Origin of the sequence: Caldovatus sediminis, from assembly GCF_014644455.1 — a bacterium.
In the GTDB taxonomy this organism is placed as follows: Bacteria; Pseudomonadota; Alphaproteobacteria; order Acetobacterales; family Acetobacteraceae; genus Caldovatus; species Caldovatus sediminis.
In genome coordinates this window covers 112,752-139,211 of the sequence record NZ_BMKS01000004.1, presented here as the reverse complement: position 1 = coordinate 139,211, position 26,460 = coordinate 112,752, and the positions used below count along the sequence as shown (strand labels likewise).

The window sequence follows — 26,460 nt, the reverse complement described above, 5'->3', positions numbered from 1 at the left end:
CCTGCCCGGCGCCGGGCAGGCAGCTTCTGCGCGCCCGGCGCCCCGGGCCCCGGCCCGCGGAGGCAACGCTGCACCCCGCGGTCCGGTCGCGCCTTGATCGGGATCAAGCAAGGATGGGGGGCGCGACGGCGCCCTCAAGTGGTGTAGGCGGTGAAGTCCGCGGTCTGCGCGCGCGCCTTGCCGTCGGTGACGACGTTCACCAGGGCGACCCTGCCCTCGGCCACGGCGCGCCTGGCGCGCTCGAGCGCGGGGCGGATCGCCTCCGGGTCCTCGACGTACTCGGCGTGGCAGCCGAGCGCCTCGGCCATCCTGTCGTAGCGCGTGTAGCCGAGGTTGCGGCCCGGCTTGTTGCCGGCCGGATCGGCGGTCCAGCCGCCGTTGAGGCTGATCACGACGAGGATCGGCAGCTTGTGGCGCACCGCCGTGTCGAGCTCCATCGCGTTCAGGCCGAAGGAGCCGTCGCCGTGTAGCACGATCACCTGCGCCTCCGGCCTCGCGGCCTTGGCGCCGACGCCGAAGGGCAGGCCGACGCCCATCGTGCCGAAGGGGCCGGAGTTCAGCCGGTGGCCGGGGAGGAAGGTGTTGATGGACTGACGGCCGAAATTGAGGATCTCCTGCCCGTCCACGACGAGGATCGCGTCGCGGTCCATGAAGTCCCGCACCTCCTTGCAGAGGCGGAGCGGGTGGATCGGCGTCTGGCCGGTGGAGAGCTTCTCCTCGTTCGCCGCGATGCGCTCGCGGTCGCCCCGGGCGAGCCGCCCGCGCCAGTCGGCGAAGCGCGCCGGCGTGTTCCTGCCGCGCAGCGCCTCGGTGAGCTGCTCGAGCGCGGTGCGGGCGTCGGCGCAGATGCCGAGCACGATGTTCGCCCCGCCGGCGTTCGCCTCCGCCGGGTCTATGTCGATGCGCACGAAGCGCGCGTTCGGCGAGAAGCGCGGCGGGCGCCCGTGGCCGATGACGTAGTTGAGGCGCGTGCCGACGACGAAGACCAGATCCGCCTCGCGCAGCGCCGTCGAGCGCATGCGGGGGTAGGAATACTCGTGGTCGTCCGGCACGACGCCGCGGCCCTGCGGCGTGGTGTAGAAGGGGACGCCTGCGGCCTCGACGAACTCCTGCAGCGCGCGCGAGGCCTGGCTGTAGAGGATGCCGCTGCCGGTGATGACGATCGGCCGCTCCGCCTCCTGCAGCAGCGCGACGGCGCGCGCGATCGCCGCGGGCGGCGCGGCCGGGCGGGCGACGGCGTCCGGCGCGGCGGGCGCGGGCCAGGCGATGTCGTCCTCCTCCACCTCCATGTGCAGCACGTCGCCCGGCAGGTCGAGGTAGACCGGCCCCGGCTTGCCCGCCATCGCCTGGCGGAAGGCGACGTCGATCAGCTCCGGGATGCGCTTCGGATCGTAGACGCGCTCGGCCCATTTCGTCACCGGGCGCATGATCGCGATCTGGTCGATCTCCTGGAACGCCCCGCGGCCGAGCGAGGCGATCGGGCTGGCGCCGCCGAGCGCCACCACCGGCGCGCAGTCCACCAGCGCGTTGGCGAGGCCGGTCGTCAGGTTGATCGCGCCGGGGCCGGAGGCCGCCATGCACACGCCGGGCCGCGCGCGCAGCCGGGCGTAGGCCTGGGCCATGAAGGCGGCGGCCTGCTCGTGCCGCACGTCGATCATGCGGATGCCCTCGGCGATGCAGGACGCCATGGCGCCGAGCATCGGCCCGCCCATCAGGAAGAAGGCGGTGTCCACGCCCTGCCTCCTGAGCGCGCGGCCGACCAGGTCGTGGGCCTTGATCTTCATCGCGTGGATGTCCTTCGTCCGTCCGTTCAGATGGCCTTCTCGGCGCGCAGCGCCGCGATCTCGTCCGCGCTCAAACCGAGCAGTTCGCCGTAGACCGCCTCGGTGTCCGCCCCCAGCACCGGCGGCGCCACGACCGGCACGTGGGAGGCCGACATCTTCACCGGCCAGCCCGGGATGACGAACCGACCGCGCACCGGATGGTCCACCTCGACGAACACCTCGCGCCGGCGCAGGTGCGGGTCGTTCACCAGCTCGCCGCAGTCGAGCACCGCGCCGGCCGGCACGCCGGCGTCGCCCATCAGCCGCATCACCGTGTGCTTGTCGTGCTTGCGGGTCCACTCGGCGATGATGGCGTCCAGCGCCACGTGGTTGCGGTAGCGCGCGTGCGGGTCGGCGAAGCGCGGGTCGGCCTTGAGGTCCTCGCGCCCGATCACCTTCAGCAGCCGCTCCCACTGGTGCTCGCCGGCGCGGGAGGTATAGATGAAGCAGTAGTCGTTGGGCCCGCCCGGCGCGCAGGGATAGGCCTCGCTCGGCGCATTGGCGCCGATCATGCTCTGGTTGCCGTAGCGTTGGGGCGTGCGGCCGGAGATGAGCTGCGCGGCGAAGGCGATGCGGCAGTAGTTGACCATCGCCTCCTGCATCGCGACGGTGACCCGCTGGCCCTCGCCGGTGCGGCTGCGCTGGATGATCGCGGCGAGGATGCCGAGGGCGAGGTGCAGCCCCGCGCCGGTGTCGCCCAGCGTCACGCCGGGCTTGAGCGGGCGCCCGTCCGGCTCGCCGGTGATGGACATGACGCCGCCGGTGGCCTGCGCGATCATGTCGAAGGCCGGGTAATTGCCGTAGGGGCCGTCCTCGGCGAAGCCCTTCACCTGGGCGTAGATGATGCGGGGGTTGATCCGGCGCACCTCCTCCCAGCCGAAGCCGAGGCGCTCGATGGCACCGGGGGCGAAGTTCTCGATGAAGACGTCGCCCTTCCCGATCAGGCGGCGCAGCAGCTCGCACCCCTTCTCGCTCTTGAGGTTGCAGGTGACGCTGCGCTTGTTCGCGTTCAGCACCATGAAGTAGTAGCTGTCCGCGTCGGGCCGGTCGGCGGAGGCGCGGCGGCCCTGCTCGCCGCGGTTCGGCTCCTCCACCTTGATGACCTCGGCGCCGAGCCAGGCGAGGGCCTGCGTGCAGGAGGTGCCGGCCTCGAACTGCGTCAGGTCAATGACCCGGATGCCGGCGAGGGCGCCGCCCTGCGCGCGCGCCGGTGCGGGTCGCTGCTGCATGCCTCCGGCCGCCTGGCTGTCGTCGTTCGGCACGATGGTCCTCCCGGTCCTTGTCGCGGCGCGCGGCGCGCCGGGTGGCGACGGCGAACGCCCCCGGAGGCGGCTCTCGCCGCCTCGTGCGGTGGCCCGCGGCGCCTGTGGGCCCGCATTACGCTTTGGAAAGCCGCGGTCGTCAATCGAGCGACCAAACCGTCGCGCAAGCCGTCGCGGCGCGCCCCGGCCGCCACCCCGCCCGCGCCGCCCCTCGGGCCGGGGCTCGCGACGGGCAGCGCCCTTCATTGTGGGGGCGCAGCGATCCGGCGCGGGGGGCGTGCCCTCGCGGCGCGGTGCCGCAGGCTGCTAGGCTGGCGTCCTTCCTCCCTCCCAGGGACCGTCCGGCATGCAGCGCAGCGAGCACCGCATCCTCACCACCCACACCGGCAGCCTGCCGCGCCCGCCCGCGCTGACCCGCCTCTACGCGCGCCGCGTCCGCGGCGAGCCGGTGGAGGAGGCGGCGATCGCCGCGGCCGGGCGCGAGGCGCTGCACGCCATCGTGCCGCGCCAGATCGAGTGCGGCCTCGACGTGATCAACAACGGCGAGCAGCAGCGCGAGGCCTTCGCCCTCTACCTGCGCCACCGCCTCAGCGGCATCGGCGGGCGGGGCGAGCGGCGCGGCTGGGCCGACGTGGACGCCTATCCCGAGTTCAAGGCGGCGTTCCAGCAGCAGTCCGCGGCGCGCGAGGCGGTGAGCAACACCGAACACCTGCCCGCCGCGATCGGCCCCGTCGCCTACCTCGACCGCGGCGCGGTGGAGGCCGAGTGCGCCGACTTCCGCGCCGCGCTGGCCGGCTTCGAGGGGCGCTACGCCGAGGCCTTCCTGACCGCGCCCTCGCCCGGCATCGTCGCGACGACGGTGCAGAACCGGCACTACGACACGGAACAGGCCTATCTCGACGCGCTCGGCGAGGCGCTGCGCGTGGAGTACGAGGCGATCGTCGGCGCCGGCTTCCTGCTGCAGCTCGACTGCCCGGACCTCGCGCTGGAGCGCCACTCCGCCTACCGCGACCGTCCGCTCGCCGACTTCCTCGGCTTCTGCGAGCGGGTGGTGGCGACCATCAACCGCGCCCTCGCGAAGGTGCCGCGCGAGCGGGTGCGGCTGCACGTGTGCTGGGGCAACTACGAGGGCCCGCACGACGCCGACGTGCCGCTCGCCGACATCCTGCCGGTACTGCTGACGGCGAAGGTCGGCGGCCTGGTGCTGCCCTTCGCCAATCCGCGCCACGCCCACGAGTACCGCTGCTTCGAGCGCATGCCGCTCGCCGCGGACCAGGTCCTCGTCGCCGGCGTCATCGACACGCTGACGAACTTCGTCGAGCATCCGGAGGTCGTCGCCGACCGCATCGAGCGCGTCGCCCGGGTGGTGGGCGACCCGCGCCGCGTGCTCGCGGGCACCGATTGCGGCTTCGACACCGCCGCCGGGCGCGGCCGCGTCGCGGCGGATGTCGTCTGGGCGAAGCTGCGCGCGCTCTCCGAGGGCGCGCGGATCGCCTCGCGGCGCCTGTTCGGCGGGGGCTGAGGCGATGTGCTGGCTGTGCGGCTTCCGCGGCGCGCCCCTCGCGGACGCGCCGGAGGACGGAACGGAGCAGCCGGAGCGCCGCGGCGGGGCTGCGGAGCCGCCGCGCGACGAGCGCGGCCGCGCCGCGGATGCCGCCGAGGACGCGCCCGCCGCACCCGGCGCGCCGTAGCCCTGGCGCGGCTACCGCCCCGCCGTCGCCCCCGCCACCTCGCGCCGGTGCGTCCGCCAGGCGACCAGGGCGCCGGCCAGCGGCAGCACCGCCAGCACGGCGAAGGCGAGCGCGTAGGAGCCGAGCAGCCCGACCACCAGCGCCAGCAGCGAAGGCCCCGCCACCACGCCGGCGAAGGCCACGGCGAGCACGCCGCCCGCAGCCTCCCCCGCCCGTCCCGGCGCGGCGAGCCGGGCGGCCTCCGCCATCAGCACGCCGTTCCAGCCGGCCGCGCAGAAGCCGAGCGCGCAGAACAGGACGATCACCGCCGCCTCGGGCCAGACGACCGCCGGCGGCAGCGCCAGCATGCCGAGCGCGGTCCCGAGGCCGATCGCGGCGAGCACCGCGAGCCCGCTGCGCCAGTGGTCGGCGGCCGCGCCCCATGCCAGCCGCGCCAGGGCGCCGACCAGCTGCGTCGCCGCCGCGGCGGCGCCGGCGGCAACCGGACCCCAGGCGAATTCCTCGACCAGCATCGTCACCGCATAGGCGCCGAAGGCGAGCTGGATCGAGGAATAGAGCCCGCCCACCGCGGCCAGCGCCGCGAGGCCGGGCCGCTCGCGCAGCGCCGCCACGCCGCCGCCCGAGGTGGCGGCGCGCAGCAGCGGCACGCGCGGGTCGCGCTCCGCGTCCCAGTAGGGGCGGAACACGCCGAGCGCCGCCGTCGCGGCGAGCAGCGCCGCCGCGACGCCGAGCGCCGCGCCGCGCCAGCCGAGCGCGAGGCCGACCGCGGGCAGCACGAAGCCGGCGAGCGCCGCGCCGATCGGCACGCCCATCTGCTTCACCGCGAACACCATGTTGCGCCGCGGCGGCGGCGCCAGCCGGGTCAGCACCTGCGACGCCGCCGGGTTGGTCAGACCGTAGCCGAAGCCGATCAGCGCCGAGCCGAACACCACGCCCGCCACGCCGCCCAGCACCATGGCAAGGCAGGCGCACGCCGCCGCGCCGAGCGCGATCTGCGTGCAGCGCGCCGGCCCGTAGCGGCGCAGCGCCCCGACCGACAGCGCCGAGGCGACGGAGGCCGCCGAATAGACGAGCGCGACCTGGTAGCCGATCCAGTGCGGCGCGATGCCGAGGTCGCGCGTCGCCGCCGGGGCCAGCACCGGCAGCACGAACACGGCGAGGGTCGCGAGCCCCTGCGCGCCCGTGGTGGCCACGAGCGCGGCGGCCAGTCCTCCCGCGGCCCTCATCCCGCGTCGGCGCCGCTGTGCCGCGGCCCCGGTGCGCCGCCCGCCCGCGCCAGGCCGACGGGCGCGCGGCCGGCGCGCGCCTTCCGGGGCGACCGGCCTGCGCGGCCCCATGCGATGCGCGGCGGAACTCGGACGAGAGGGCGGCGGCGTGGCGACGCGGGCACGGCTCTTCCGGCGCAGGGGATGCGCATCCAGCCTAGCCCGCGGGATTGACCCCGACAATGCGAGGCGCGCCGCGCGCCCTCTCGACTCTCCCGCCGCATCGGCTAGCGTCCGGCCCGCAAGGACGCCGCGGGACGGCGTGGCGCAGCCCACGACGAGTCACGCGCAGGAGGAGATCGCCATGACCGAGCCGCCCACCTTCGGCCGCGCGTCGCAGCCGACCGCAGCTGCGGCGTCCGCAGGGCCGCGCCTGCCGCGGCGGGCGCTGCCCGGCCTCGCCGTCGCCGCCCCGGCCGCGGCGCTCGGGCCGGCGCTCGCGCCGCGCGGCGCGTCGGCGGCCGATCCGCCCTGGCCGACGCGGCCGATCACCATGGTCATCGCCTATCCGCCGGGGGCCATCACCGACACGGTCGGGCGCCGGGTCGGCGACCGGCTGGGTGCCGCGCTCGGCGTCCCGGTGGTGATCGACAACCGCGGCGGGGCGGGCGGCAACCTCGCCGCCTCGCTGGTGTCGAGGGCGCAGCCCGACGGGCAGACGCTGCTGTTCACCTCCTACGGCAACCTGCTGATCGCCGCGGCGGCGGATCTCCGGCTCGACTTCCATCCGCAGCGCGACCTGACGCCGATCGCGCTGATCGGGCCGATGACGGTGGTGCTGCTCGTGCGCCCCGACCTGCCCTACCGGACCATCGGGGAATTCGTCGCCTATGCGCGCGCCAATCCCGGCAAGGTGAATTTCGCCTCGGTCGGCGTCGGCAGCTCCTACCACCTGCTGATCGAGCAGATGATGGCGCTCGGGAAGCTCGACATGCTCCACGTGCCCTATCGCGGCGGCGCGGCGGCGATGGCGGACTTCCTGGCCGGGCGGGTGGATGCGATGCTCGCCACGCTGCTGTTCGCGCGGCCCTACATCAACGACAACCGCGCGCGGGCGATCGCCGTGGCGAACGCCGAGCGCTCGCCCGTGCTGAGCGACCTGCCGACGGTGAGCGAGCAGGGGGTGCCCGGCGCGCGGCTGGTGGACGGACTCGGCGTGATGGGACCGGCGAGGCTGCCGGCGCATGTGGTGCGGCGGGTGAACGCCGCGGTGCAGGACATCCTGCGCGAGCCGGAGATGCACGCCTGGCTGACCCGCGAAGGCGTCGTGCCGCGCCCCGCGCCGCCGGAGGCCTTCGTCGACCTGCTGCGGGAGGAGGCCGAGCCGCTGCGGCGGCTGATCCGCGAGAACAACATCCAGCTGCAGTAGGGACCGGCGGGGCGCGCCGGCGGCAACGCCCGGCGCCCCCTTCCGGCGGCTACTCCGCCGCCACCGCCAGCGGCTTCGGCAGCACCGCCTCGAGGCTGGTGCGCACGATCGCCGCGAGCGGACCCGGCGCGCGCAGCGCCTCGGCGAGCCTCGGCAGGTCGGCCTCGGTCTCCACCCGCATCACCGGCACGCGGAACGCCGCGGCCCAGGTGGCGAAATCGGGGTTGGCGAGGTCGGTGCCGCTGACCCGGCCCGGATGCGCGCGCTCCTGGTGGATGCGGATCGAGGCATAGGTGCCGTTGTCGGAGAGCAGCAGCTTGATCCGGGCGCCGCGCGCCACGCCGACCGCGAGCTCGCCGCCCGTCATCAGCGCGCCGCCATCGCCCACGGCGCAGATCACCGTGCGCCCCGGATGGCGCAGCGCCGCCGCGACCGCGGCCGGCACGCCGAAGCCCATGGCGCCGGAGACCGGCGCGAGCAGCCGCTGCGGCGGGCGCCAGGCGACCTTGCGGTAGAACGGCACGCCGAAGGTGCCGGCGTCGAGCGTGACGATGGCATCGGCCGGCGCCAGCTCCCCGACCAGCTTCGCCACCTGCGCGAAGGCGACGCCGTCGGGGAAGCTGCGCGCCGCGACCTGGCTGTCGGCGGTCTGCAGCGCGCGCAGCCGGGCGCACCACGCCTCGCGCCCCGCCGGCGCGCCGGCCTGCTCGCGCCCGAGGGCGGCGATCACCGCGCGCGCGTCGGCGGCGAGCGCGATCTCGGCCGGGAACTGCCAGCCGAGGAAGCGCGGCTCGGCGCAGACATGCACGAGGCGCTGGCCGGCATGCGGCCAGGCGTAGCCCTGCGTCGTCAGGTCGGTCAGGCGCGTGCCGAGGGCGAGCACCAGATCCGCCTCGTCGAACGCCGCCGCCTGCGCCGGCGGCGTGCCGAAGCTGCGGTCGCCGGCGTAGAGCGGATGGTCGTTCGGGAACAGGTCCTGGCGGCGGAAGGAGACCGCGACCGGCAGGCGCCAGCGCTCGGCGAAGCCGAGCAGCGCCTCGCGCCCGCCCGGCGCGTCGAGGGCGTGGCCGGCGAGCACGACCGGGCGTTCCGCCGCGCGCAGCAGGGCGGCGAGGCGCGCCGCGTCCTCCGCGGCGGGCGGCGCCGGGCGGACGAGCGTCGCGGGCGGGATGGGGGTCGCGCAGGGCATCGCCAGCACGTCCTCCGGCAGGCTGAGCACCACCGGGCCGGGCACGCCCTGCATCGCCATGGCGTAGCCGCGCGCGATCAGCTCCGGCACCTGCTCCGGGTCCGTCGCCTCGCCGATCCACTTGGCGACGCCGCGGAACATGCTGGCGTAGTCGATCTCCTGGAAGGCGTTGCGGCGCAGGTCGCGCCTCTCCACCTGCCCGACCAGCAGGATCAGCGGCACCGCGTCCTGCTCCGCCGTGTGCACCGCGATCGCGGCGTTGCACGCGCCGGGGCCGCGCGAGACCAGCACGACGCCGGGCCGGCCGGTGAGCTTCGCGTCGGCCACCGCCATGAAGCCGGCGCCGCCCTCCTGGCGCGCCACGACCAGGTCGATCTGCGGGTGCGCGTGCAGCGCGTCGAGCAGCGCGATGTAGCTCTCGCCCGGCACGCAGAACGCGCGGTCGATGCCCTGGGCGGCGAGGAATTCGATCAGGCGTTCGGCGGCGGTGGCGGTCATGCGCGTCCCCTTCCCGGTCGCGCCTTGCTAGCGCCGGCGCGGCACGCGGCCAAGCCCGCGGCTTCCCCGATCGCGCCGACCGGGCCTAGGATCGCGCGGGCCCCATCGTCATCGCCCGGGAGGAAGCCGCCCCATGACCGAGGCGCTCGCGGAGATCAGCCTCGCCGGCATCGCCGCCGCCCCGCTCGCGGAGAAGCGGGCGGTCGCGGCGCGCATCGACGCCGAGCTGCGCCGCCTTGGCTTCTTCGTCGTCTCCGACCACAGCGTCCCGTCCGCGCTGATCGACGAGACCATCGCCGTCGCCACCGCCTTCTTCGACCTGCCGCTCGCCGAGAAGATGCGCATCCGTAGCGCGGCGCAGGGTTCCCCGCGCGGCTACCTCGACTACGGGCTGGAGACGCTGGCGCACACCACGGGCAGGGCCTCGCCGCCCGACCTCAAGGAGGGCTTCGGCATGGGGCCGCTCGAGGTCAACACGGAACGCGCCGTGATCGAGGGCCTTGCCGCGACCTACACGCCGAACGTCTGGCCGGAGCGGCCGCCGCGGTTCCGCGGCACCGTGACCCGCTACTACCGCGCGATGGAGGGACTGACGCAACGGCTGATGGAACTCTTCGCCATCGGCATGGACCTGCCGCCCGACTACTTCGTAGAGCGCTTCGCCGACCACAACTCGACGCTCCGGCTGATCCACTACCCGCCGCCCGACCGGCCGCCGGAGCCGGGCCAGCTCCGCGCCGGCGCGCACACGGACTACGGCGCGCTGACCATCCTGCTCGGGCAGGACCGGCCCGGCGGGCTGCAGGTCCGCACGCCATCGGGCGAGTGGATCGAGGCGCGCACGCGGCCGCACGCCTTCGTCATCAACATCGGCGACCTGATGATGACCTGGTCGAACGACCGCTGGCTCTCCAACATGCACCGCGTCGCCAACCCGCCGCCCGAGGCGGGCGAGGCCAGCCGGCGCCTCTCCCTCGCCTATTTCTGCAACCCGAACGACGCGCTGCGGATCGAGTGCCTGCCGACCTGCCACGGCCCCGGCAACCCGCCGCGCCACGCGCCGATCCGCGCCGGCGAGCACCGCTTCCGCAAGATCGAGATGTCCAAGGCCGCGCTGCGCGCCGCCGACGCCTGAGGAGGACCGCATGTCCGCGCCCCCGCCCTCCACGGCCGGGGTCGCGCGCCGCCTCGCCGCGGTGCGCGCCGCGCGCGCAGCATCGGCTTGGAGGAGGACGACGCCGCGATGGCCCCGCAGATCGACTACTTCCTGTCCCTGAACTCGCCCTGGACGCATCTCGGCGCGGCGCGGCTGGAGGCGATGGCCGCCAGGCACGGCGCGACGATCCGCATCTTCCCCGTGGACTTCGGCGCGATCTTCAAGGCCACGGGCGGCCTACCGCTGCCCCAGCGCTCGCCGCAGCGCCGCGCCTATCGCATGTGGGAGCTCAGGCGCTGGAGCGACCATCTCGGCATCCCGATCCGCATCGAGCCGCGCTTCTTCCCGATGCGCGAGACGCTCCCCGCCCACTGCGTCATCGCCCTGCGCGAGACGCAGGGCCATGCCCCGGCGATCCGCCTTGCGCATCGCGTGCTGAAGGCGCTGTGGGAGGAGGAGAAGGACCCGGGCGAGGAGGCGACCCTCGCCGCCCTGATCGCCGAGACCGGCCAGGAGGCGGAGGCGCTGCTGCGCCTCGCCGCCGATCCGCGCTGGGCCGCGCAGAGAGCGGCGGACACCGAGGCCGCGATCGCCCGCGGCGTCTTCGGCGCCCCGACCTGCATCGTCGGCGACGAGCCCTTCTGGGGCCAGGATCGGCTCGATTTCCTGGAGCGGCGCCTGGCGCGCGGCGACTGACCCCGCCCCGCGCTTGAGCCGTTTTCGCTCGGCTATGCTCGCTGCAACGGCTCTCGCGCGTTGTTGGGCGAGCAGAGTCGCGCTCCCGGCTGTTCCCAGCCGTCCGCGATCAGACCACTAGCGGCCTGCCGGATTCCCGTCTGGCCTGAAACCGGCGAGTCCGGCGTGCATGACGCGGTTCATCCCGTTCAGCCGCGACCGGGCGTTTCTCCTGCCGCCCGACGCGCAGGGCTGGCTTCCGGCCGATGATGCGGCGCATTGCGTGGTGGCGGCGGTGGAGCGGGTGGCGCTCGGCGCCCTTGCGGTGCGGCCGATCCCCGGCGGCAGGGCGCAGGACCACCCGCGGCTGCTGCTGGCGCTGATCTACGCTTACGCCGACGGCATCTTCTCCTCGCGCCGGATCGAGCCCGTCTTCGGCATCATCAAGTCAGCCCTCGGCTTCGCCCGTTCCCATCTCCGCGGCCTCGCCAACGTCACCGCCGAGTGGACCCTGATCGCCCTCGCCTACAACGGCCGCAGGCTCCACCGCCTGCGGCTCGCCCGACCTCAGACACCACCGCCCCATGCGCAGACCGCAGACGCAAAGCCGACAGGCTGCTAGGCGGCGGCGATCCGGACGCCGAGCCGCCCCGCGAGGTCCTGCACGCACTGCCACGCCACGCGCCCGGAGCGCGCGCCGCGTGTCACCGACCACTCGTTGGCCTCGCGCCGCAGCGCCTCGCCCTCGATCGGCAGGCCGTAGGCGCGCGCGTAGCCCTCGACCATCGCGAAGTAGGTCTCCTGGTCGCAGTTGTGGAAGCCGATCCACAGGCCGAAGCGGTCGCTGAGCGAGACCTTCTCCTCCACCGCCTCGGCGGGGTTGATGGCGGTGCTGCGCTCGTTCTCGATCATGTCGCGCGGCATCAGGTGGCGGCGGTTGGAGGTGGCGTAGAACAGCACGTTCGCCGGCCGCCCCTCGATGCCGCCCTCGAGCACGCTCTTGAGCGCCTTGTAGTCGGTGTCCTCGCGCTCGAAGGAGAGGTCGTCGCAGAACACCAGGCAGCGCCGGCTCTGGCCGCGCAGGATCTCGAGCAGCTCGGGCAGGGTGCGGATGTCCTCGCGGTGGATCTCGATCAGCGCGAGCGAGCCCGGCGTCTCGGCGTTGCACGCCGCGTGCGCGGCCTTGACCAGCGAGGACTTCCCCATCCCTCGCGCACCCCAGAGCATGGCGTTGTTGGCCGGCAGGCCACGCGCGAAGCGCAGCGTGTTCTCCAGCAGCAGCGCCTTCTGCCGGTCCACCCCCTGCAGCAGCCCGATCGGCACCGCGGCGACGCGGCGCACCGGCGCGAGGCGGGGCGCCGGAAGCGGATGCCAGACGAAGGCGTCGGCGGCGGCGAGGTCGGGCGGCGGCGGGGCGGGCGGCGCGAGGCGCTCCAGCGCCGCGGCGATGCGTTCGAGGGCGGGGAGGAGGCCGGGATCGCTGGCCGTCTGGGTGTGGCGGTCGGTCATTCGTTCGTTCTGCGCTGGCGGAGAAGCGGTATTGACGGGGAGGGGCGGATGGCTAGGGTGCGCCGCCTTTTCCCCGCAAACCGCCCGCGCCGGCAAGCCTCAGGCCCCGGCGCGACCGACGAATCGACAGGGACGCCGGATCCGCCATGTGGAACCTCCTCCTCTGGACCCTCGCCTGGTTCCCGCTCGTGATCGCGCCGGCCCACGCGCAGGCGGGCGGCGGCGGCGACATCCTGATCCAGCTCATGCCCCTGGTGCTGATCTTCGCCGTCTTCTATTTCCTGCTGATCCGCCCGCAGCAGCGGAAGATGAGGGAGCATCGCGAGATGCTCCTCTCGCTCAAGCGCAACGACCGGATCGTCACCGGCGGCGGCATCGTCGGGCGGATCACCAATGTCCGCGACAACTCCGACGAGATCGAGGTGGAGATCGCACCGAACGTGCGCGTGACGGTGGTGCGCGGCACGATCAGCAGCGTGATCCGCGCGGAGGGCAGCGGCGCGCCGACCGGCACCGCGCCCGCGAAGGCCGGCTGAGGCGCCGTCGGCCGCCGGGGCGGCCGGCGCTCCCGGACGTCGGGACCGGCCCCCCGGCGCCGCCGAGCGGAAGGCCGCCCGGGGACCCGGGCGGCCCTCTCGTCTCCGCGTCGCGCCCGCGCCGCGGCTCAGGCGCTCTGCCCGCTCTTCATCCCGCCCTGCTGGAGGAAGGTCGCCACCGCCTCCCAGTTCACCAGCCTGTCGAGGAAGTTCTGCAGGTAGTCCGGGCGGCGGTTGCGGAAGTCCAGGTAGTAGGAGTGCTCCCACACGTCGCAGCCGAGGATCGGCGTGCCCTCGCCGGTCGAGATCGGATTCGCGCCGTTCGGCGTCTTCGTCACCTTCAGCCTGCCGTCCGGCGCGACGATCAGCCACGCCCAGCCGGAGCCGAACTGCGTCGCGCCGGCCTGCTTGAACGCCTCCTTGAACTGCGCGAGCCCGCCGAGGTCCTGCTCGATCTTGCTCTTCAGATGCCCGGGCAGCTTGTCGCCGCCGCCATCGGGCGACATCACCTGCCAGAACAGGCAGTGGTTCCAGTGCTGCCCGGCCTGGTTCAGCACCGGCAGCCCGTCCGCGCCCTGCCTGCCGGCCTCGGCGACGATCTGCTCCAGGCTCTTGCCCTGCAGGCCCTTGCTCTCGATCAGGCCGTTCAGCGCGGTGACGTAGGCCTGGTGGTGCTTGCCGTGATGCAGCTCCAGCGTCTCCTGGCACATGCCCCGGGCGGCCAGCGCGTTGTGCGAATAGGGCAAGGACGGCAGGCTGAAGGGCATTGGAGTCTCTCCCGTGTTCTGCTGCGTGCGCGCGCGCCGGAGGACGGACCTCGCGCCCTCCCCCGGCCGCCGCGGCCAGAGCTAGGCGTCGCCCGATGGGGCGTCAAGCAAAGCCGGCACCGGCCGTCCGGGGCGCCGCCGCGCGTCGCGCGCCCGCCGCTGTCGCGCGTGTTCGCGCGGCCGCGGTTCCCGCCCGGCACGCGGGGCGCGCATGCGCCGTGGCCCTCGCCCGCCCGGCGCCGCTCCGGCCGGCCCGTCCGCGCTTGCGCCCGGGCCGCCGCGCCGCCATGAGCCGCTCCGCATGGCCGCTCCCGCCCTCTCCCCGCTCGCCCGCATCGCGCGCGAGCAGGATCCGGACCGCTTCCTCTGCGCCCTCTTCGCGCCGGCGGAGCGGCGCGAGGCGCTGTTCGCGCTGATCGCCTACAACGCCGAGCTCGCCCGCGCCCGCGCCATGGCCTCGCGCCCGATGGCGGCGCTGATCCGCCTGCAGTGGTGGCGCGACACGGTGGCGGAGGCCGCCGCGCGCCCGCCGCCGCGCCACGAGGTGGCCGGGCCGCTGGCGATGGCGATCCGCGCCGGCGCGCTCGATCCCGCCGACCTCGCCGCGATGGCCGATGCGCGCGAGGCGGAGACGGAGGAGCTGCCCTTCCCGACACGCGAGGGCTTCCACGCCTATCTGCGCGGCACCGCCGGCCGCTTCGCCATCGCCGCGGGCCGCCTGCTCGGCGCGCCGGCGGAGGCGCTGCCCGGGCTGGAGGCGCGCGGGGTGGCCTATGGCGCCGCCGGCGTGCTGCGCGCCGCGCCCGCCCTGGCCCGGCAGGGGCGCTGCCTGCTGCCCGCCGACCTGCTCGCCGCGCACGGCCTGTCGGCCGAGGCGGCCGCGCGCGACCCCGGCGCGCCGGCCTGGCGCGCCCTCGCCCGCGATCTGCTCGACGGCGGCGGCCTGGCGGCGCCGCCGGCCGGGCGCCTTCCCGCCGCCTGGATCGCCGCGGCGCTGCCCGCGGTGCTGGCGCGGCGCGACGCGCGGCGCCTGCGGCGCTCCGGCCTCGCCGCCCCCCCGCGGCCGGGCCGCCCCCTGGCCGACCGGCTCGCCGTCACCTGGGCCGCCCTGCGCCGACGCGCCTGACGGCGGCCTGCCCGGCATGGCGCCCCCGACCGGCACCCCGCGCGCGATCGTGACCGCGCCGGGGGGCCGCGCCTCAGGCGGCGCCGACCCGCCGGCGGGCGCGGCGCGGCGCCGCCTCCTCCCCGGTCGCCGCCGCCGGCGGCGCGTCGCGCGCGAGGATCGGCGCCAGGAACCGCCCGGTGTGGCTGCCCGGCGTCGCCGCGACCTGCTCCGGCGTCCCCTCGGCGACGATCCGCCCGCCGCCGTCGCCGCCCTCCGGGCCGAGGTCGAGGATCCAGTCGGCGGTCTTGATGACCTCCAGGTTGTGCTCGATCACCACCACCGTGTTGCCCTGCTCGACCAGCGCGTGCAGCACCTGGAGCAGCCGGCGCACGTCCTCGAAGTGCAGGCCCGTCGTCGGCTCGTCGAGGATGTAGAGCGTGCGCCCGGTGGCGCGGCGGGAGAGCTCCTTCGAGAGCTTGATCCGCTGCGCCTCGCCGCCCGAGAGCGTCGTCGCCTGCTGGCCGAGGTGGATGTAGCCGAGCCCGACCTCGGAGAGCACCTTGAGCTTGTCGCGGATCGCCGGGACGGCGGAGAAGAACTCCAGCGCCTCGTCTACCGTCATGTCGAGCACGTCGGCGATGGACCTGCCGCGGAACCTCACCTCCAGCGTCTCGCGGTTGTAGCGCTTGCCCTTGCAGGCGTCGCAGGTGACGTAGACGTCGGGCAGGAAGTGCATCTCGATCTTCAGCACGCCGTCGCCCTGGCAGGCCTCGCAGCGCCCGCCCCTGACGTTGAAGCTGAAGCGGCCCGGCGCGTAGCCGCGCGCGCGCGCCTCGGGCAGCTCGGCGAACCAGTCGCGGATCGGCGTGAACAGGCCGGTGTAGGTCGCGGGGTTGGAGCGCGGGGTGCGGCCGATCGGCGACTGGTCTATGTCGATGATCTTGTCGAGGTGCTCGAGCCCCTCGATGCGCTCGTGCGGCGCCGGCACCTCGGCCGCGCCCATCAGCCGGCGCGCCGCCGCCTTGTAGAGCGTGTCCACGACGAGCGTGGACTTGCCGCCGCCGGAGACGCCGGTGACGCAGGTGAAGGTGCCGAGCGGGATCGCCGCGGTGAGGTCCCGCAGGTTGTTCCCCTTCGCGCCGACCACGCGCAGCAGGCGCCGGCGGTCCACCTTGCGGCGCCGGGCCGGGACCTCGATGCGCCGCGCGCCGGAGAGGTAGAGCCCCGTCAGGCTGGCGGGATTCGCCGCCACCTCCGCCGGCGTGCCCTGGGCGACGACGCGGCCGCCGTTCTTGCCGGCGAGCGGGCCGATGTCCACCAGGTGGTCGGCGGCGCGGATCGCCTCCTCGTCGTGCTCGACGACGAGCACGGTGTTGCCGAGGTCGCGCAGGCGCCGCAGCGTGCCGAGCAGCCGCTCGTTGTCGCGCTGGTGCAGGCCGATCGAGGGCTCGTCGAGCACGTAGAGCACGCCGGTCAGCCCGCTGCCGATCTGCGAGGCGAGGCGGATGCGCTGCGACTCGCCGCCCGAGAGCGTGGTCGAGGAGCGCGCGAGGGTGAGGTAGTCGAGCCCGACATCCACGAGGAACTGCAGCCGGTCGTTGATCTCGCGCAGGATGCGGCGCGCGATCTCCTGCCGCTGCGGCGTCAGCGTCTCGTACACCCCGGCGAACCACTCGCGCGCCCTGCGGATCGAGAGCTCCGACGCCTCGCCGATGTGGCGGCCGGCGACCTTCACCGCCAGGGCCTGGGGCTTGAGGCGGTAGCCGTGGCACGCCTCGCACGCCTTCTCCGCCTGGTAGCGGGCCAGGTCCTCGCGCACCCAGGGGTTGTCGGTCTCGCGGAAGCGGCGCTCGAGGTTCGGGATCACGCCCTCGAAGGGCTTCCTCACCTCGTAGGCGCGCAGCCCGTCCTTGTAGCGCAGCGTGACGACCTCCTCGCCGGTGCCGTGCAGGATGGCGTGGCGCACGTGCTGCGGCAGCTCGCCCCAGGGGGTGGTGGTCGCCACCCTGAAGTGGCGCGCGAGGCTCTCCAGCGTCTGGTCGTAGTAGGGCGACTGCGCGCCGGTCCAGGGCGCGATCGCGCCGTCCTTGATGCTGCGCGCCTCGTCCGGCACCACCAGCATCGGGTCGAAGAAGGTCTGGGTGCCGAGGCCGTCGCAGGCCGGGCAGGCGCCCTGCGGCGAGTTGAAGCTGAACAGCCGCGGCTCGACCTCCTCGATGGTGAAGCCGGAGACCGGGCAGGCGAAGCGCGAGGAGAAGACGGTGCGCTCGCCGGTGTCCGCGTTCTCCGCGTAGGCCACGCCGTCGGCGAGGCCGAGCGCGGTCTCGAAGGAATCGGCGAGGCGGCCCGCGATGCCCTCGCGCACGACGATGCGGTCCACCACCACCTCGATGTCGTGCTTGAGCTTCTTGTCGAGCCTCGGCGCCTCCGAGAGCAGGTGGAGCGTGCCGTCCACCTTCACCCGCTCGAAGCCGCGGCGGAGGTATTCGGCGAATTCCTTGCGGAACTCGCCCTTCCTGCCGCGCGCCACCGGAGCGAGGATCAGGAGCCGCGTCCCCTCCGGCATGGCGAGCACGCGGTCCACCATCTGCGAGACGGTCTGCGCCTCGATCGGCAGCCCGGTGGCCGGCGAGTAGGGCACCCCGACGCGCGCCCAGAGCAGGCGCATGTAGTCGTGGATCTCGGTGACGGTGCCGACGGTCGAGCGCGGGTTGTGCGAGGTGGTCTTCTGCTCGATCGAGATCGCGGGCGACAGGCCCTCGATCGAGTCCACGTCCGGCTTCTGCATCAGCTGCAGGAACTGCCGGGCGTAGGCCGAGAGCGATTCGACGTAGCGCCGCTGGCCCTCGGCGTAGATGGTGTCGAAGGCGAGCGACGACTTGCCGGAGCCCGACAGCCCGGTGATCACCGTCAGCGTGCCGCGCGGGATGTCGAGGTCGAGGTTCTGGAGGTTGTGCTCGCGCGCGCCGCGGATGCGGATCATTCCGCTCATCGTGGGTCCATCGCAGGGGTTGGCGGCCCGGCCGGATCGTCCAGGTTCGCGTTGTGTTCCGGGCGATTTGGCACCATATTTGTCGCTGCGGGAAGGGGTTCCCGTGACCCGGGCGGACCGGGCCCCGCCGCGTGGTGGCGAGGGGTCCCCCCGTCCAGGCTCAGGCTGGCCGCACGGCCCGCCCCGGGCTAGGGTCGTGGCGCGAGAGCAAGGAACCGTGCGGCATGGCCGGCAGCGTGAACAAGGTCATCCTGGTGGGCAATCTGGGGCGGGACCCGGAGGTGCGGAATACCCAGGGCGGGCAGAAGGTCGTCGAGCTGCGGGTCGCCACCTCGGAGACCTGGAACGACCGCCAGACCAACGAGCGCCAGGAGCGGACCGAATGGCACCGCGTGGTGATCTGGAACGAGCGGCTCGGCGAGGTGGCGGAGCGCTTCCTGCGCAAGGGCCGCAAGGTCTATCTCGAGGGCTCGTTGCAGACCCGCAAGTACACCGACAAGGACGGCCAGGAGCGCTACGTGACCGAGGTCGTGCTGCAGCGCTTCCGGGGCGAGCTGGTGCTGCTCGACAGCCGCACGGAGAGCGGCGGCGAGGCGGGCGAGTACGAGCGCGGCGCCCCGGCCGGCGCCTCGTCGCGCGGCGGCCATGGCGGCGACCGGGGCGGCGGCCGCCAGGGCTGGGACCGGTCGTCCAGGGGCGGCGGCGGGTCCGATCTGGACGACGAAATCCCGTTCTGACATTCACCGGCCCGCCACCGCCGTCGCGCGGCGGGCCGGCTCCTTCTGCTAGGACGATAGCGTGAGCGACACCACTGCGGGCGGCGGCATGCCGCCTCCCGAGCGCCCGGAGGACACCGTCCCGGTCGCGCTCGAGGAGGAGATGCGCCGCTCCTACCTCGACTATGCGATGAGCGTGATCGTCGCGCGCGCCCTCCCGGACGCGCGCGACGGCCTCAAGCCCGTGCACCGGCGCATCCTCTACGCCATGCACGAGGCGGGCTACGCGCACGACAAGCCGCACCGCAAGTCCGCCCGCGTCGTCGGCGACGTGATGGGCAAGTACCACCCGCACGGCGACGCCTCGATCTACGACGCCATGGTGCGCATGGCGCAGCCCTTCTCCATGCGCGTCCCCCTGATCGACGGCCAGGGCAATTTCGGCTCGGTGGACGGCGACCCGCCGGCGCAGATGCGCTACACCGAGGTCCGCCTCGCCCGCGCCGCCACCGCGCTGCTCGAGGGCATCGACGAGGACACCGTCGCGTTCCAGCCGAACTACGACGAGTCGGAGCAGGAGCCGCGCGCCCTCCCCGCCGCCTTCCCGAACCTGCTCGTCAACGGCGCCAACGGCATCGCGGTCGGGATGGCGACCAACATCCCGACCCACAACCCGGGCGAGGTGATCGACGCGACGCTCGCGCTGATCGCCGATCCGGCGACGCCGCTCGAGGCGCTGATGCGGATCATCCCCGGGCCGGACTTCCCGACCGGCGGCGTGATCCTCGGCCGCGCCGGCATCCGCGCCGCCTTCGAGACGGGCCGCGGCTCCATCCCCCTCCGCGCCCGGGCGGAGATCGAGGAGCTGCGCGGCGGGCGCGCCCAGATCGTCGTCACCGAGATCCCCTACCAGGTCAACAAGGCGACGCTGCTCGAGCGCATCGCCGAACTGGTGCGCGGCAAGCAGGTCGAGGGCATCTCCGACATCCGCGACGAGTCCGACCGCGACGGCCTGCGCATCGTCATCGAGCTCAGGCGCGACGCGACGCCGGAGGTGGTGCTGAACCAGCTCTACCGCCTGACCCAGCTCCAGACCTCCTTCGCGGTGAACTTCCTCGCCCTCGACGAGGGGCGGCCGCGGCAGATGGGGCTGCGGGACGCCCTCCTCGCCTTCATCCGCTTCCGCGAGGAGGTGATCCTCCGCCGCAGCCGCTTCCGCCTCGCCAAGGCGCGCGAGCGCGGCCACACGCTGATCGGCCTCGCCATCGCGGTGGCCAACATCGACGAGGTGATCCGCCTGATCCGCGAGAGCCCGGACGCCGCCGCCGCCCGCGCCGCGCTGATGGCGCGCGACTGGCCGGCCGGCGACGTCGGCGCGCTGCTCGACCTGGTGGACGACGCGCGCAACCGCATCGCCCCCGACGGCACGGTGCGCATGACCGAGGACCAGGCGAAGGCGATCCTCGAGCTGCGGCTGCAGCGCCTGACCGGCCTCGAGCGCGAGAAGATCGCTGCCGAGCTGCAGGAGGTCGCGGCGCGCATCCGCGAGCTGCTGGAGATCCTCGCCAGCCGGCCGCGCCGGATGGAGGTGATGCGCGAGGAGCTGCTCGCCGTGCGCGCGCAGCTCGCCACGCCGCGGCTGACGCAGATCCTCGACGCTGACGCCGAGGTGGACGACGAGAGCCTGATCGAGCCGGGCATGATGGTCGTCACGCTGACGCGCGACGGCTACGTCAAGCGCACCCCGCTCGAGACCTTCCGCGCGCAGAACCGCGGCGGCCGCGGCCGCGCCGCCGCGGCGACGCGGGCCGACGACGTCGTCACCCGCACCTTCATCGCCCACACCCACCAGTGGGTGCTGTTCTTCACCTCGCGCGGCATGGCCTTCCGCGAGAAGGTCTGGCAGCTCCCCGAGGCCGGGCCGCAGGGCAAGGGCCGCAGCCTGCGCCAGGTGCTCCAGCTCCAGGCGGAGGAGACGGTGACCGCCGTCCTGCCGCTGCCGCAGGACGAGGCGCTGTGGGAGAACCTCCACCTCGTCTTCGCCACCGCGCAGGGCAACGTCCGGCGCAACCGCCTCTCCGACTTCCGCAACGTCCGCTCCTCCGGGCTGATCGCGATGAAGCTGGAGGAGGGCGACACCCTGATCGGCGTCGCCACCTGCCGCGAGGGCGACGACATCCTGCTCGCCACCCGCAAGGGCCGCGCCCTCCGCTTCGTCGCCGCGGCGGAGCAGCTCCGCGTCTTCGCCGGCCGCGATTCCTCGGGCGTGCGCGGCATCCGGCTCGCCCCGGGCGATGCGGTGATCGCGCTCGCCGTGCTGCGCCACGTCGAGGCGAGGACCGAGGAGCGCGCCGCCTACCTCAGGGCCGCCGCCCAGAAGCGCCGCGCCGCTGGGGCGGAGGATGCCGCCGCGGCGGAGGCGAACGGCAACGGCAATGGCGGCGCGATCGCCGCCGCCGCGGCCGCCGAGGAGGGCGAGGAGGCGGCCGCGGCCGAGATCACCCTCGGCCCCGAGCGCCTCGCCGAGCTGGAGGCCGCCGAGGAGCTGATCCTCACCGTCACCGACGCCGGCTTCGGCAAGCGCAGCTCGGCCTACGACTACCGGGTCACCGGCCGCGGCGGCCAGGGCATCGCCGGCATCGTCCTCACGCCCCGCACCGGGCGCGAGGTGGTGGCCACCTTCCCCGTCCGCCCCGGGGATGATGTGATGCTGGTCACCGACGGCGGGCGCCTGATCCGCCTGCCGGCCGACCAGGTGCGGGTCACCGGCCGCCTGGCCATGGGCGTGATGCTGTTGCGACTGGACGAGGGGGAACGCGTGACGAGCTGCTTCCCGGTCGTGGACGACGACACGGCCGAACACGCCGCCGAGGGCGCGGGGCCGGCGCCGCAGCGCCCGGCGCCGCCGGACCGGAGCGGGCCCGATGCGTGAGCGGGTCGGCCTCTACCCCGGCACCTTCGATCCGGTCACCAACGGCCATCTCGACATCATCGGCCGCGGCGCCCGGCTCTGCTCGCGCCTCGTCGTCGGTGTCGCGATCAACATCGGCAAGGGCCCCCTCTTCCCGCTCGAGGAGCGCGTCGAGCTGGTCCGGGCGGAGACCGAGACGATCGCCGCGCGCACCGGTACCGCGATCGAGGTCATCCCCTTCGAGGGCCTGCTGATCGAGTTCGCGCGCCAGATCGGCGCGCGGATGATCATCCGCGGCCTGCGCGCGGTGAGCGACTTCGACTACGAGTTCCAGATGACCGGCATGAACCGCCGCCTCGATCCCGAGATCGAGACGGTGTTCCTGATGGCGAGCGAGACGAACCAGTTCATCTCCTCGCGTTTCGTCAAGGAGATCGCCCATCTCGGCGGCGACATCTCGAGCTTCGTGCCGAGGCGCACGCTCGAGCGCACCCTCGCCCGGGTCGGCCGGGCGGCGGAGGCGTCGTCCGGCAGGGCCGACGGAGGCTGACATGGCACCCCCGACGATCCGTGGCATCGCCCGCCGCGAGGCCCTGGCGAGGGCCGGCGCGGCCCTCGCCGCGTCCGGCGGTGCCGGCACCGCCGCGGCGCAGACGCCCCCCGCGCCCGCGACCGATCCGGAGAACACGCTCGTCCTCGAGCTCAAGGACGGGCGGGTGACGATCCAGCTCCTTCCCGCGCTGGCGCCGCGCCATGTCGAGCGGATCAAGACCCTCGCCCGCCGCGGCTTCTACGACGGCACGCCGTTCCACCGCGTCATCCCCGGATTCATGGCCCAGGGCGGCGACCCCACCGGCACCGGTCGGGGCGGCTCCGACCTGCCCGACCTGCCGGCGGAGTTCTCGCCGCCCACCCGCGCCCGCTTCCTGCGCGGCACCTGCGGCATGGCCCGCACCGCCGACCCGAACAGCGCCAACAGCCAGTTCTTCATCATGTTCGCCCCGGCCCCGAACCTGGACGGCCAGTACACGATCTGGGGCCGCGTGGTCGCCGGCATGGAGGCGGTGGACCGCATCAAGCCGGGCGATCCCGCCCGCAACGGCCAGGTGACCAACCCGGACCGCATCCGCAGCATGAAGGTCGCGGCCGACCTCCGCGGCTGAGCGGCGGGGCCGCCGGGCGGCCCGCCTCCGGCCGACGACGCCGAGACACAGGAGCGCCCAGCGCCATGACGAGCGAACATCAGGACAGCATCCCGGCCACGCCCGCCCCCGACGCGCCGGCCGGGGAACCGGCGACGGAGCCCGCCACGGCGGCCGGGCCATCGGCGGCGACCGCCCCGCAGCCGGCGGCGGAGGACGAGAACCGGTTGCGCCTGGAGCTCAAGGACGGCACGGTCACGATCGAGCTGCTGCCCGACCTCGCCCCCCGCCATGTCGAGCGGATCAAGACCCTCGCGCGCCGCGGCTTCTACGACGGCACGCCGTTCCACCGCGTGATCGAGGGCTTCATGGCCCAGGGCGGCGATCCCACGGGAACAGGCACCGGGGGTTCCGACCTCCCGAACCTGCCCGCCGAGTTCTCGCCGCCCTCCAAGGCGCGCTTCGTGCGCGGCACCTGCGGCATGGCCCGCACCGCCGACCCCGACAGCGCCAACAGCCAGTTCTTCATCATGTTCGCCCCGGCCCCGTACCTCGACGGCCAGTACACGATCTGGGGGCGCGTGGTGTCGGGGATGGAGGCGGTGGACCGCATCAAGCGCGGCGCCGGCCAGCACGGGCAGGTGCGCGATCCGGACCGCATCCGGCGCGCCACGATCGTCGCCGACGCGCCCGGCTGACCCGCGCGGGCGGAGCGGGTCCGGGCTTGACAGGCCACGGCCCGGGGCGCTCTTGCGGGACTCCGGCGCGGCGGCAGTCCGGCCGACCGCGGGGCGGCAGGCCGCCGGGCATCCGGGCTCCGCGGGCCGGAACTCCGCGGTCCGGGCCGGTAGCTCAGCGGTAGAGCATCCGACTTTTAATCGGATGGTCCTGGGTTCGAGTCCCAGCCGGCCCACCACCGCGAGCCCTCGCCTGCCGCTCCCTCGGCAGCCGCGTCGCGTCCCGGCGCCACGCCCGCCCCGGCGGAGCCCGATTGCGCGGCCGCCGCGCCTCCCTTAAGCGGCGAGGAATGCAACGAACCGCCCTGTTCGACCTCGATGGGACGCTGGTCGACAGCGCCCCGGACCTGCACGCCGCGACCGACCGCCTGATGGCCCGGCTCGGCCTGCCGGGATTCGCGCGGGCCGAGATCGTTGCCATGGTGGGCGACGGCGCGCGGGCCCTGGTCGAGCGCGCGCTGGCCGCGCGCGGCCGGAGCTTCGATGCCGATGCGCTCGCGGATTTCCTCGCCGACTACACGGCGCATTCGGCGGTGCAGACCCGTCCCTTTCCCGGCATCCCCGAAGCGCTCGACGCCCTCGCGGCCGCCGGCTGGCGCCTCGCGGTCTGCACGAACAAGCCGGAAGCGGCGACCCGCGCCCTGCTCGAGGCGCTCGGCCTGCTCGGGCGCTTCGCCGCCATCGGCGCGGGCGACAGCTTCGCGGTGCGCAAGCCCGACCCCGGCCATCTCCTGGCGACACTGCGCCTGGCCGGGGGTGCCCCGGCGGCGGCGGTGATGGTCGGCGACCACCGCAACGACGTCGCCGCCGCCCTCGCGGCCGACCTGCCTTGCGTCTTCGCCACCTGGGGCTACGGCCCGCCCATGATGGCGGAAGGTGCGGCGGCCCTCGCCCGAACGCCGGGCGAGCTGCCCGCGCTGCTGCCGCGCGCGCTCGCGGCGGCGCGGGACCGTCAGCGCGGCGGCGCGCCGGCGACGAGATAGGCCTCGACGGTGCCGAGCCAGGGCGTCGGCAACGAGAGCCGCACCGGCACATGCGGGCCGCCGGGGACGAGCGGCGCCACCCACGCCTCGCCGCGCTGCGGCCGGGCCTGTTCGCCGGCGTCCCGATCGCGGCGGAAGCCCGCGACCTGGCGGCCCTCGAAGCCGCAGCGCAGCGCCTCCCCTGCCCACGCGTCGCGCCAGGGCGGCAGCACGTCGCGCCCGGCGGTGTGCAGCACGTAGTCCATGCGCCGGCGCCCGTCATAGACCGCTGCCGCCGCCTCGCAACGCCCGGTGGCGGCGACGACCCGCGCCAGCCGCACCAGCGCCGAGAGCGCGTCGAGCGTGCCGCGGCGCAGTTCCGCGGGCACCGGCTCGTGCTCGCCCGGCCCGGGCGGATCATGCAGGCGCAGAACCGGCTCGACGCCGTGCCAGTCGAGCGCGAGGCGCCGTGGCCGGCCACGCCAGATCCCCTCGGAGAGGTAGCGCCAGGGCAGCGCCTCGGTGCCGCGCAGCCGGCCCGTCGCCTCGCTGACATGCTCGCCCGGCGCGGCGAGGGCGACAAGGCCGCGCGTGCGCATGCGGGCGCTGAGGCGGTAGGTCTCGGCCCCCAGCTCGACCCGCGCCTCGATGTCGAGGACCGGCATGCCTGCGGCGAACACGCGGTACTGGGCCGGAAAGACCGCCTCGGCGCTCGCCGTCGCGCCCAGGGCGAGCAGCGCGGCCGACGACGCGAGGAGGGCGCGCATCGCGCCGGCGGCGGCAGCGGGGAAAGGGCGGCGCCAGGCCATGCGCGCCCATCGGGCGGGAGCGCGGCGCCGGAGTCAAGCGCAACGCGGCGCGAGCACCGGCGCCGGCAGCCCCTGCGGCTTGACTTGGCCCGTGCGCACACCTATCCGTGCGGTCCCTCGGGCGCGTAGCTCAGCGGGAGAGCATCCGCTTCACACGCGGGGGGTCGCAGGTTCAATCCCTGCCGCGCCCACCATTCCTGTCCCGGCCGCATCGGCGCGTCGCAACCTCGGCCCGGCGCGAGAAGCGTTCCGGGCCCGCCTGCGGCCTGAACGCGCCCGCAGGATCGAGGAACCCTGCCGCGGACCGCGGGGAGGCGACGGCAGCCTCCCGGCGGGACGCCATCCCTCCTCCCGCCACGCTGTCGCCGCCGGCCGACGGCCGCAGCACGAAGGGGGCCGGCTGCGGTCCCGGCCCTGGATGGACGCCCCGGACGCCCTGGCGACAGGCGGCGCCCGCGCGCCGGCCGGCGGCGTCTCGGTGACGGCTGGAGAACGGCCTGGCCCGCCGCGACCTCTGCGAGACGCCTTGCCGATGGCCGGTATCAGTTGTTGCCGACGACGGTGCCCATGACCTCGCCGATCCCGCGGTGGATCACGAGGTCGGCGATGTCGTCGAGCGGCGTCTCCTCGTTGTTCACGATCACCAGCCGCGCGCCGTTCCGCTTGGCCATCTCCGGAAAGCCCGCCGCCGGATAGACGACCAGCGAGGAGCCCAGCACGAGGAACAGGTCGCAGGCCCGCGTCTCGGCCTCCGCCCGGATCATCGCCGCCTCCGGCATCGCCTGCCCGAAGCTGACGGTCGCCGTCTTCACGAGCCCGCCGCAGGCCCCGCAGTCCGGCACGTCGCCGTCGCGCTCGAAGGCCTCGCGCAGCGCGTCGAGTTCGTACCGCTCGCCGCACTCCAGGCAGTGCGCGTAGGTGGAGTTGCCGTGCAGCTCGATCACCTTGTCCGCCGGCACGCCGGAGGCCTGGTGCAGCCCGTCTATGTTCTGGGTGATGACGGCGCTCGCCTTGCCCATGCTCACCAGCCGCGCCACGGCGCGGTGGCCGCGGTTCGGCCGGGCGGCGCGCAGCACCGGGTCGGAGGCGAATTTCCGGCGCCAGGCCTCGCGCCGCATCTCCGGCGAACCGACGAACTCCTGGAAGTAGATCGGCCGCATCTGCGTCCAGATGCCGGTCGGGCTGCGGAAGTCGGGGATGCCGGACTCCGTGCTGATGCCGGCGCCGGTGAACACCACGGCGCGGCGCGCGGCGGCGATCATCTCGCGCAGTGCGGCGATCCCCGGGTCGGCGGTGGGCATCACGCGCCCTTCCTCCTCCTCCATCGTCGGGGGCGGCAGGCC

General features: G+C 74.6%; 21 protein-coding genes, 2 tRNA genes and 2 pseudogenes. 16 read left to right on the top strand and 9 right to left on the bottom strand.

The features are described 5' to 3' along the window. Positions 1-134: 134 nt before the first annotated feature. Together IEX99_RS08000 and IEX99_RS07995 are read right to left on the bottom strand one after the other, a co-directional pair. Positions 135-1,784, bottom strand: a complete 1,650-nt coding sequence (locus tag IEX99_RS08000) for a thiamine pyrophosphate-binding protein (protein WP_188899505.1) — start codon at positions 1,782-1,784, stop codon at positions 135-137. A 26-nt stretch (positions 1,785-1,810) separates the two neighbouring features. Continuing rightward, on the bottom strand, positions 1,811-3,085 hold the full coding sequence (locus tag IEX99_RS07995; RefSeq protein ID WP_188899504.1) for a CaiB/BaiF CoA transferase family protein: 1,275 nt from the start codon (positions 3,083-3,085) through the stop codon (positions 1,811-1,813). Positions 3,086-3,431: 346 nt separating this feature from the next. Here IEX99_RS07995 and IEX99_RS07990 point away from each other — a divergent pair, with 346 nt between their 5' ends. After that, positions 3,432-4,607, top strand: coding sequence for a uroporphyrinogen decarboxylase/cobalamine-independent methonine synthase family protein (locus IEX99_RS07990; protein WP_188899503.1), 1,176 nt, complete (start codon positions 3,432-3,434; stop codon positions 4,605-4,607). 180 nt (positions 4,608-4,787) lie between these two features. Here IEX99_RS07990 and IEX99_RS07985 read toward each other — a convergent pair whose 3' ends face one another. Then, positions 4,788-6,002 carry an MFS transporter gene (locus tag IEX99_RS07985; protein WP_188899502.1) on the bottom strand — a complete coding sequence of 405 codons (1,215 nt, stop codon included), beginning with the start codon at positions 6,000-6,002 and terminating at the stop codon, positions 4,788-4,790. Between the two features lie 343 nt (positions 6,003-6,345). Here IEX99_RS07985 and IEX99_RS07980 point away from each other — a divergent pair, with 343 nt between their 5' ends. After that, positions 6,346-7,410: a Bug family tripartite tricarboxylate transporter substrate binding protein gene (locus IEX99_RS07980; RefSeq protein ID WP_188899501.1), complete on the top strand. Its 1,065-nt coding sequence runs from the start codon at positions 6,346-6,348 to the stop codon at positions 7,408-7,410. 49 nt (positions 7,411-7,459) lie between these two features. Here IEX99_RS07980 and IEX99_RS07975 read toward each other — a convergent pair whose 3' ends face one another. After that, positions 7,460-9,097: a thiamine pyrophosphate-binding protein gene (locus IEX99_RS07975; protein WP_188899500.1), complete on the bottom strand. Its 1,638-nt coding sequence runs from the start codon at positions 9,095-9,097 to the stop codon at positions 7,460-7,462. 133 nt (positions 9,098-9,230) lie between these two features. On the opposite strand from IEX99_RS07975, the gene IEX99_RS07970 reads away from it, so the two are divergent. From IEX99_RS07970 to IEX99_RS22395, 4 genes and pseudogenes are all read left to right on the top strand, one after another. Next, positions 9,231-10,232, top strand: a complete 1,002-nt coding sequence (locus IEX99_RS07970) for an isopenicillin N synthase family dioxygenase (RefSeq protein WP_188899499.1) — start codon at positions 9,231-9,233, stop codon at positions 10,230-10,232. A gap of 108 nt (positions 10,233-10,340) precedes the next feature. Then, positions 10,341-10,949 (top strand): 2-hydroxychromene-2-carboxylate isomerase, encoded by a 609-nt coding sequence (locus tag IEX99_RS07965; RefSeq protein WP_188899498.1) that lies wholly within the window; start codon positions 10,341-10,343, stop codon positions 10,947-10,949. Between the two features lie 169 nt (positions 10,950-11,118). Beyond that, a pseudogene (locus IEX99_RS22400) lies at positions 11,119-11,355 on the top strand (IS5/IS1182 family transposase); the annotation flags it as partial. Next, a pseudogene (locus IEX99_RS22395) lies at positions 11,350-11,550 on the top strand (transposase); the annotation flags it as partial. The pseudogenes IEX99_RS22400 and IEX99_RS22395, both read left to right, overlap by 6 nt. Here the strand turns inward: IEX99_RS22395 and IEX99_RS07955 are convergent. Next, positions 11,547-12,437, bottom strand: coding sequence for an ATP-binding protein (locus tag IEX99_RS07955; RefSeq protein ID WP_188899496.1), 891 nt, complete (start codon positions 12,435-12,437; stop codon positions 11,547-11,549). The pseudogene IEX99_RS22395 and the gene IEX99_RS07955 sit on opposite strands and share 4 nt — an antisense overlap. A 146-nt stretch (positions 12,438-12,583) precedes the next feature. On the opposite strand from IEX99_RS07955, the gene yajC reads away from it, so the two are divergent. Continuing rightward, positions 12,584-12,973: a preprotein translocase subunit YajC gene (gene yajC / locus IEX99_RS07950; RefSeq protein ID WP_229677873.1), complete on the top strand. Its 390-nt coding sequence runs from the start codon at positions 12,584-12,586 to the stop codon at positions 12,971-12,973. A gap of 128 nt (positions 12,974-13,101) precedes the next feature. On the opposite strand, the gene IEX99_RS07945 is transcribed toward yajC, so the two are convergent. After that, complete coding sequence (locus tag IEX99_RS07945; protein WP_188899495.1) at positions 13,102-13,740, bottom strand: superoxide dismutase; 639 nt, start codon at positions 13,738-13,740, stop codon at positions 13,102-13,104. Between the two features lie 301 nt (positions 13,741-14,041). On the opposite strand from IEX99_RS07945, the gene IEX99_RS07940 reads away from it, so the two are divergent. Further along, positions 14,042-14,866 (top strand): phytoene/squalene synthase family protein, encoded by an 825-nt coding sequence (locus IEX99_RS07940; protein WP_188899494.1) that lies wholly within the window; start codon positions 14,042-14,044, stop codon positions 14,864-14,866. Positions 14,867-14,939: 73 nt separating this feature from the next. On the opposite strand, the gene uvrA is transcribed toward IEX99_RS07940, so the two are convergent. Beyond that, positions 14,940-17,840, bottom strand: coding sequence for an excinuclease ABC subunit UvrA (gene uvrA / locus IEX99_RS07935; RefSeq protein WP_188899493.1), 2,901 nt, complete (start codon positions 17,838-17,840; stop codon positions 14,940-14,942). 224 nt (positions 17,841-18,064) lie between these two features. Between uvrA and ssb the strand changes: the two genes are divergently transcribed. The 7 genes from ssb to gph all read left to right on the top strand — a co-directional run bounded on the left by ssb (position 18,065) and on the right by gph (position 24,329). Continuing rightward, positions 18,065-18,577: a single-stranded DNA-binding protein gene (gene ssb, locus IEX99_RS07930; protein WP_188899492.1), complete on the top strand. Its 513-nt coding sequence runs from the start codon at positions 18,065-18,067 to the stop codon at positions 18,575-18,577. Positions 18,578-18,665: 88 nt separating this feature from the next. Next, on the top strand, positions 18,666-21,488 hold the full coding sequence (gyrA, locus tag IEX99_RS07925) for a DNA gyrase subunit A (protein ID WP_188899761.1): 2,823 nt from the start codon (positions 18,666-18,668) through the stop codon (positions 21,486-21,488). Continuing rightward, entirely contained in the window at positions 21,481-22,017 is a 537-nt protein-coding gene (gene coaD / locus IEX99_RS07920) for a pantetheine-phosphate adenylyltransferase (RefSeq protein WP_188899491.1), read from the top strand. The genes gyrA and coaD overlap by 8 nt, the downstream gene beginning before the upstream one ends. A 1-nt stretch (position 22,018) precedes the next feature. Next, entirely contained in the window at positions 22,019-22,630 is a 612-nt protein-coding gene (locus IEX99_RS07915; protein ID WP_188899490.1) for a peptidylprolyl isomerase, read from the top strand. Positions 22,631-22,695: 65 nt separating this feature from the next. Beyond that, positions 22,696-23,307 (top strand): peptidylprolyl isomerase, encoded by a 612-nt coding sequence (locus tag IEX99_RS07910; protein WP_188899489.1) that lies wholly within the window; start codon positions 22,696-22,698, stop codon positions 23,305-23,307. Between the two features lie 143 nt (positions 23,308-23,450). Next, positions 23,451-23,525: transfer RNA gene (locus tag IEX99_RS07905), tRNA-Lys, on the top strand. Positions 23,526-23,636: 111 nt separating this feature from the next. Next, the gene (gph, locus tag IEX99_RS07900) at positions 23,637-24,329 is read left to right on the top strand and encodes a phosphoglycolate phosphatase (RefSeq protein ID WP_188899488.1); all 693 of its coding nucleotides are present in this window, start codon (positions 23,637-23,639) and stop codon (positions 24,327-24,329) included. Here gph and IEX99_RS07895 read toward each other — a convergent pair. Beyond that, positions 24,299-25,117, bottom strand: coding sequence for a DUF3108 domain-containing protein (locus IEX99_RS07895; RefSeq protein ID WP_188899487.1), 819 nt, complete (start codon positions 25,115-25,117; stop codon positions 24,299-24,301). The two genes, gph and IEX99_RS07895, sit on opposite strands and share 31 nt — an antisense overlap. 119 nt (positions 25,118-25,236) lie before the next feature. Here IEX99_RS07895 and IEX99_RS07890 point away from each other — a divergent pair. Next, positions 25,237-25,311: transfer RNA gene (locus tag IEX99_RS07890), tRNA-Val, on the top strand. 348 nt (positions 25,312-25,659) lie between these two features. Here the strand turns inward: IEX99_RS07890 and IEX99_RS07885 are convergent. Further along, complete coding sequence (locus tag IEX99_RS07885) at positions 25,660-26,418, bottom strand: SIR2 family NAD-dependent protein deacylase (protein WP_188899486.1); 759 nt, start codon at positions 26,416-26,418, stop codon at positions 25,660-25,662. Positions 26,419-26,460: the final 42 nt, after the last annotated feature.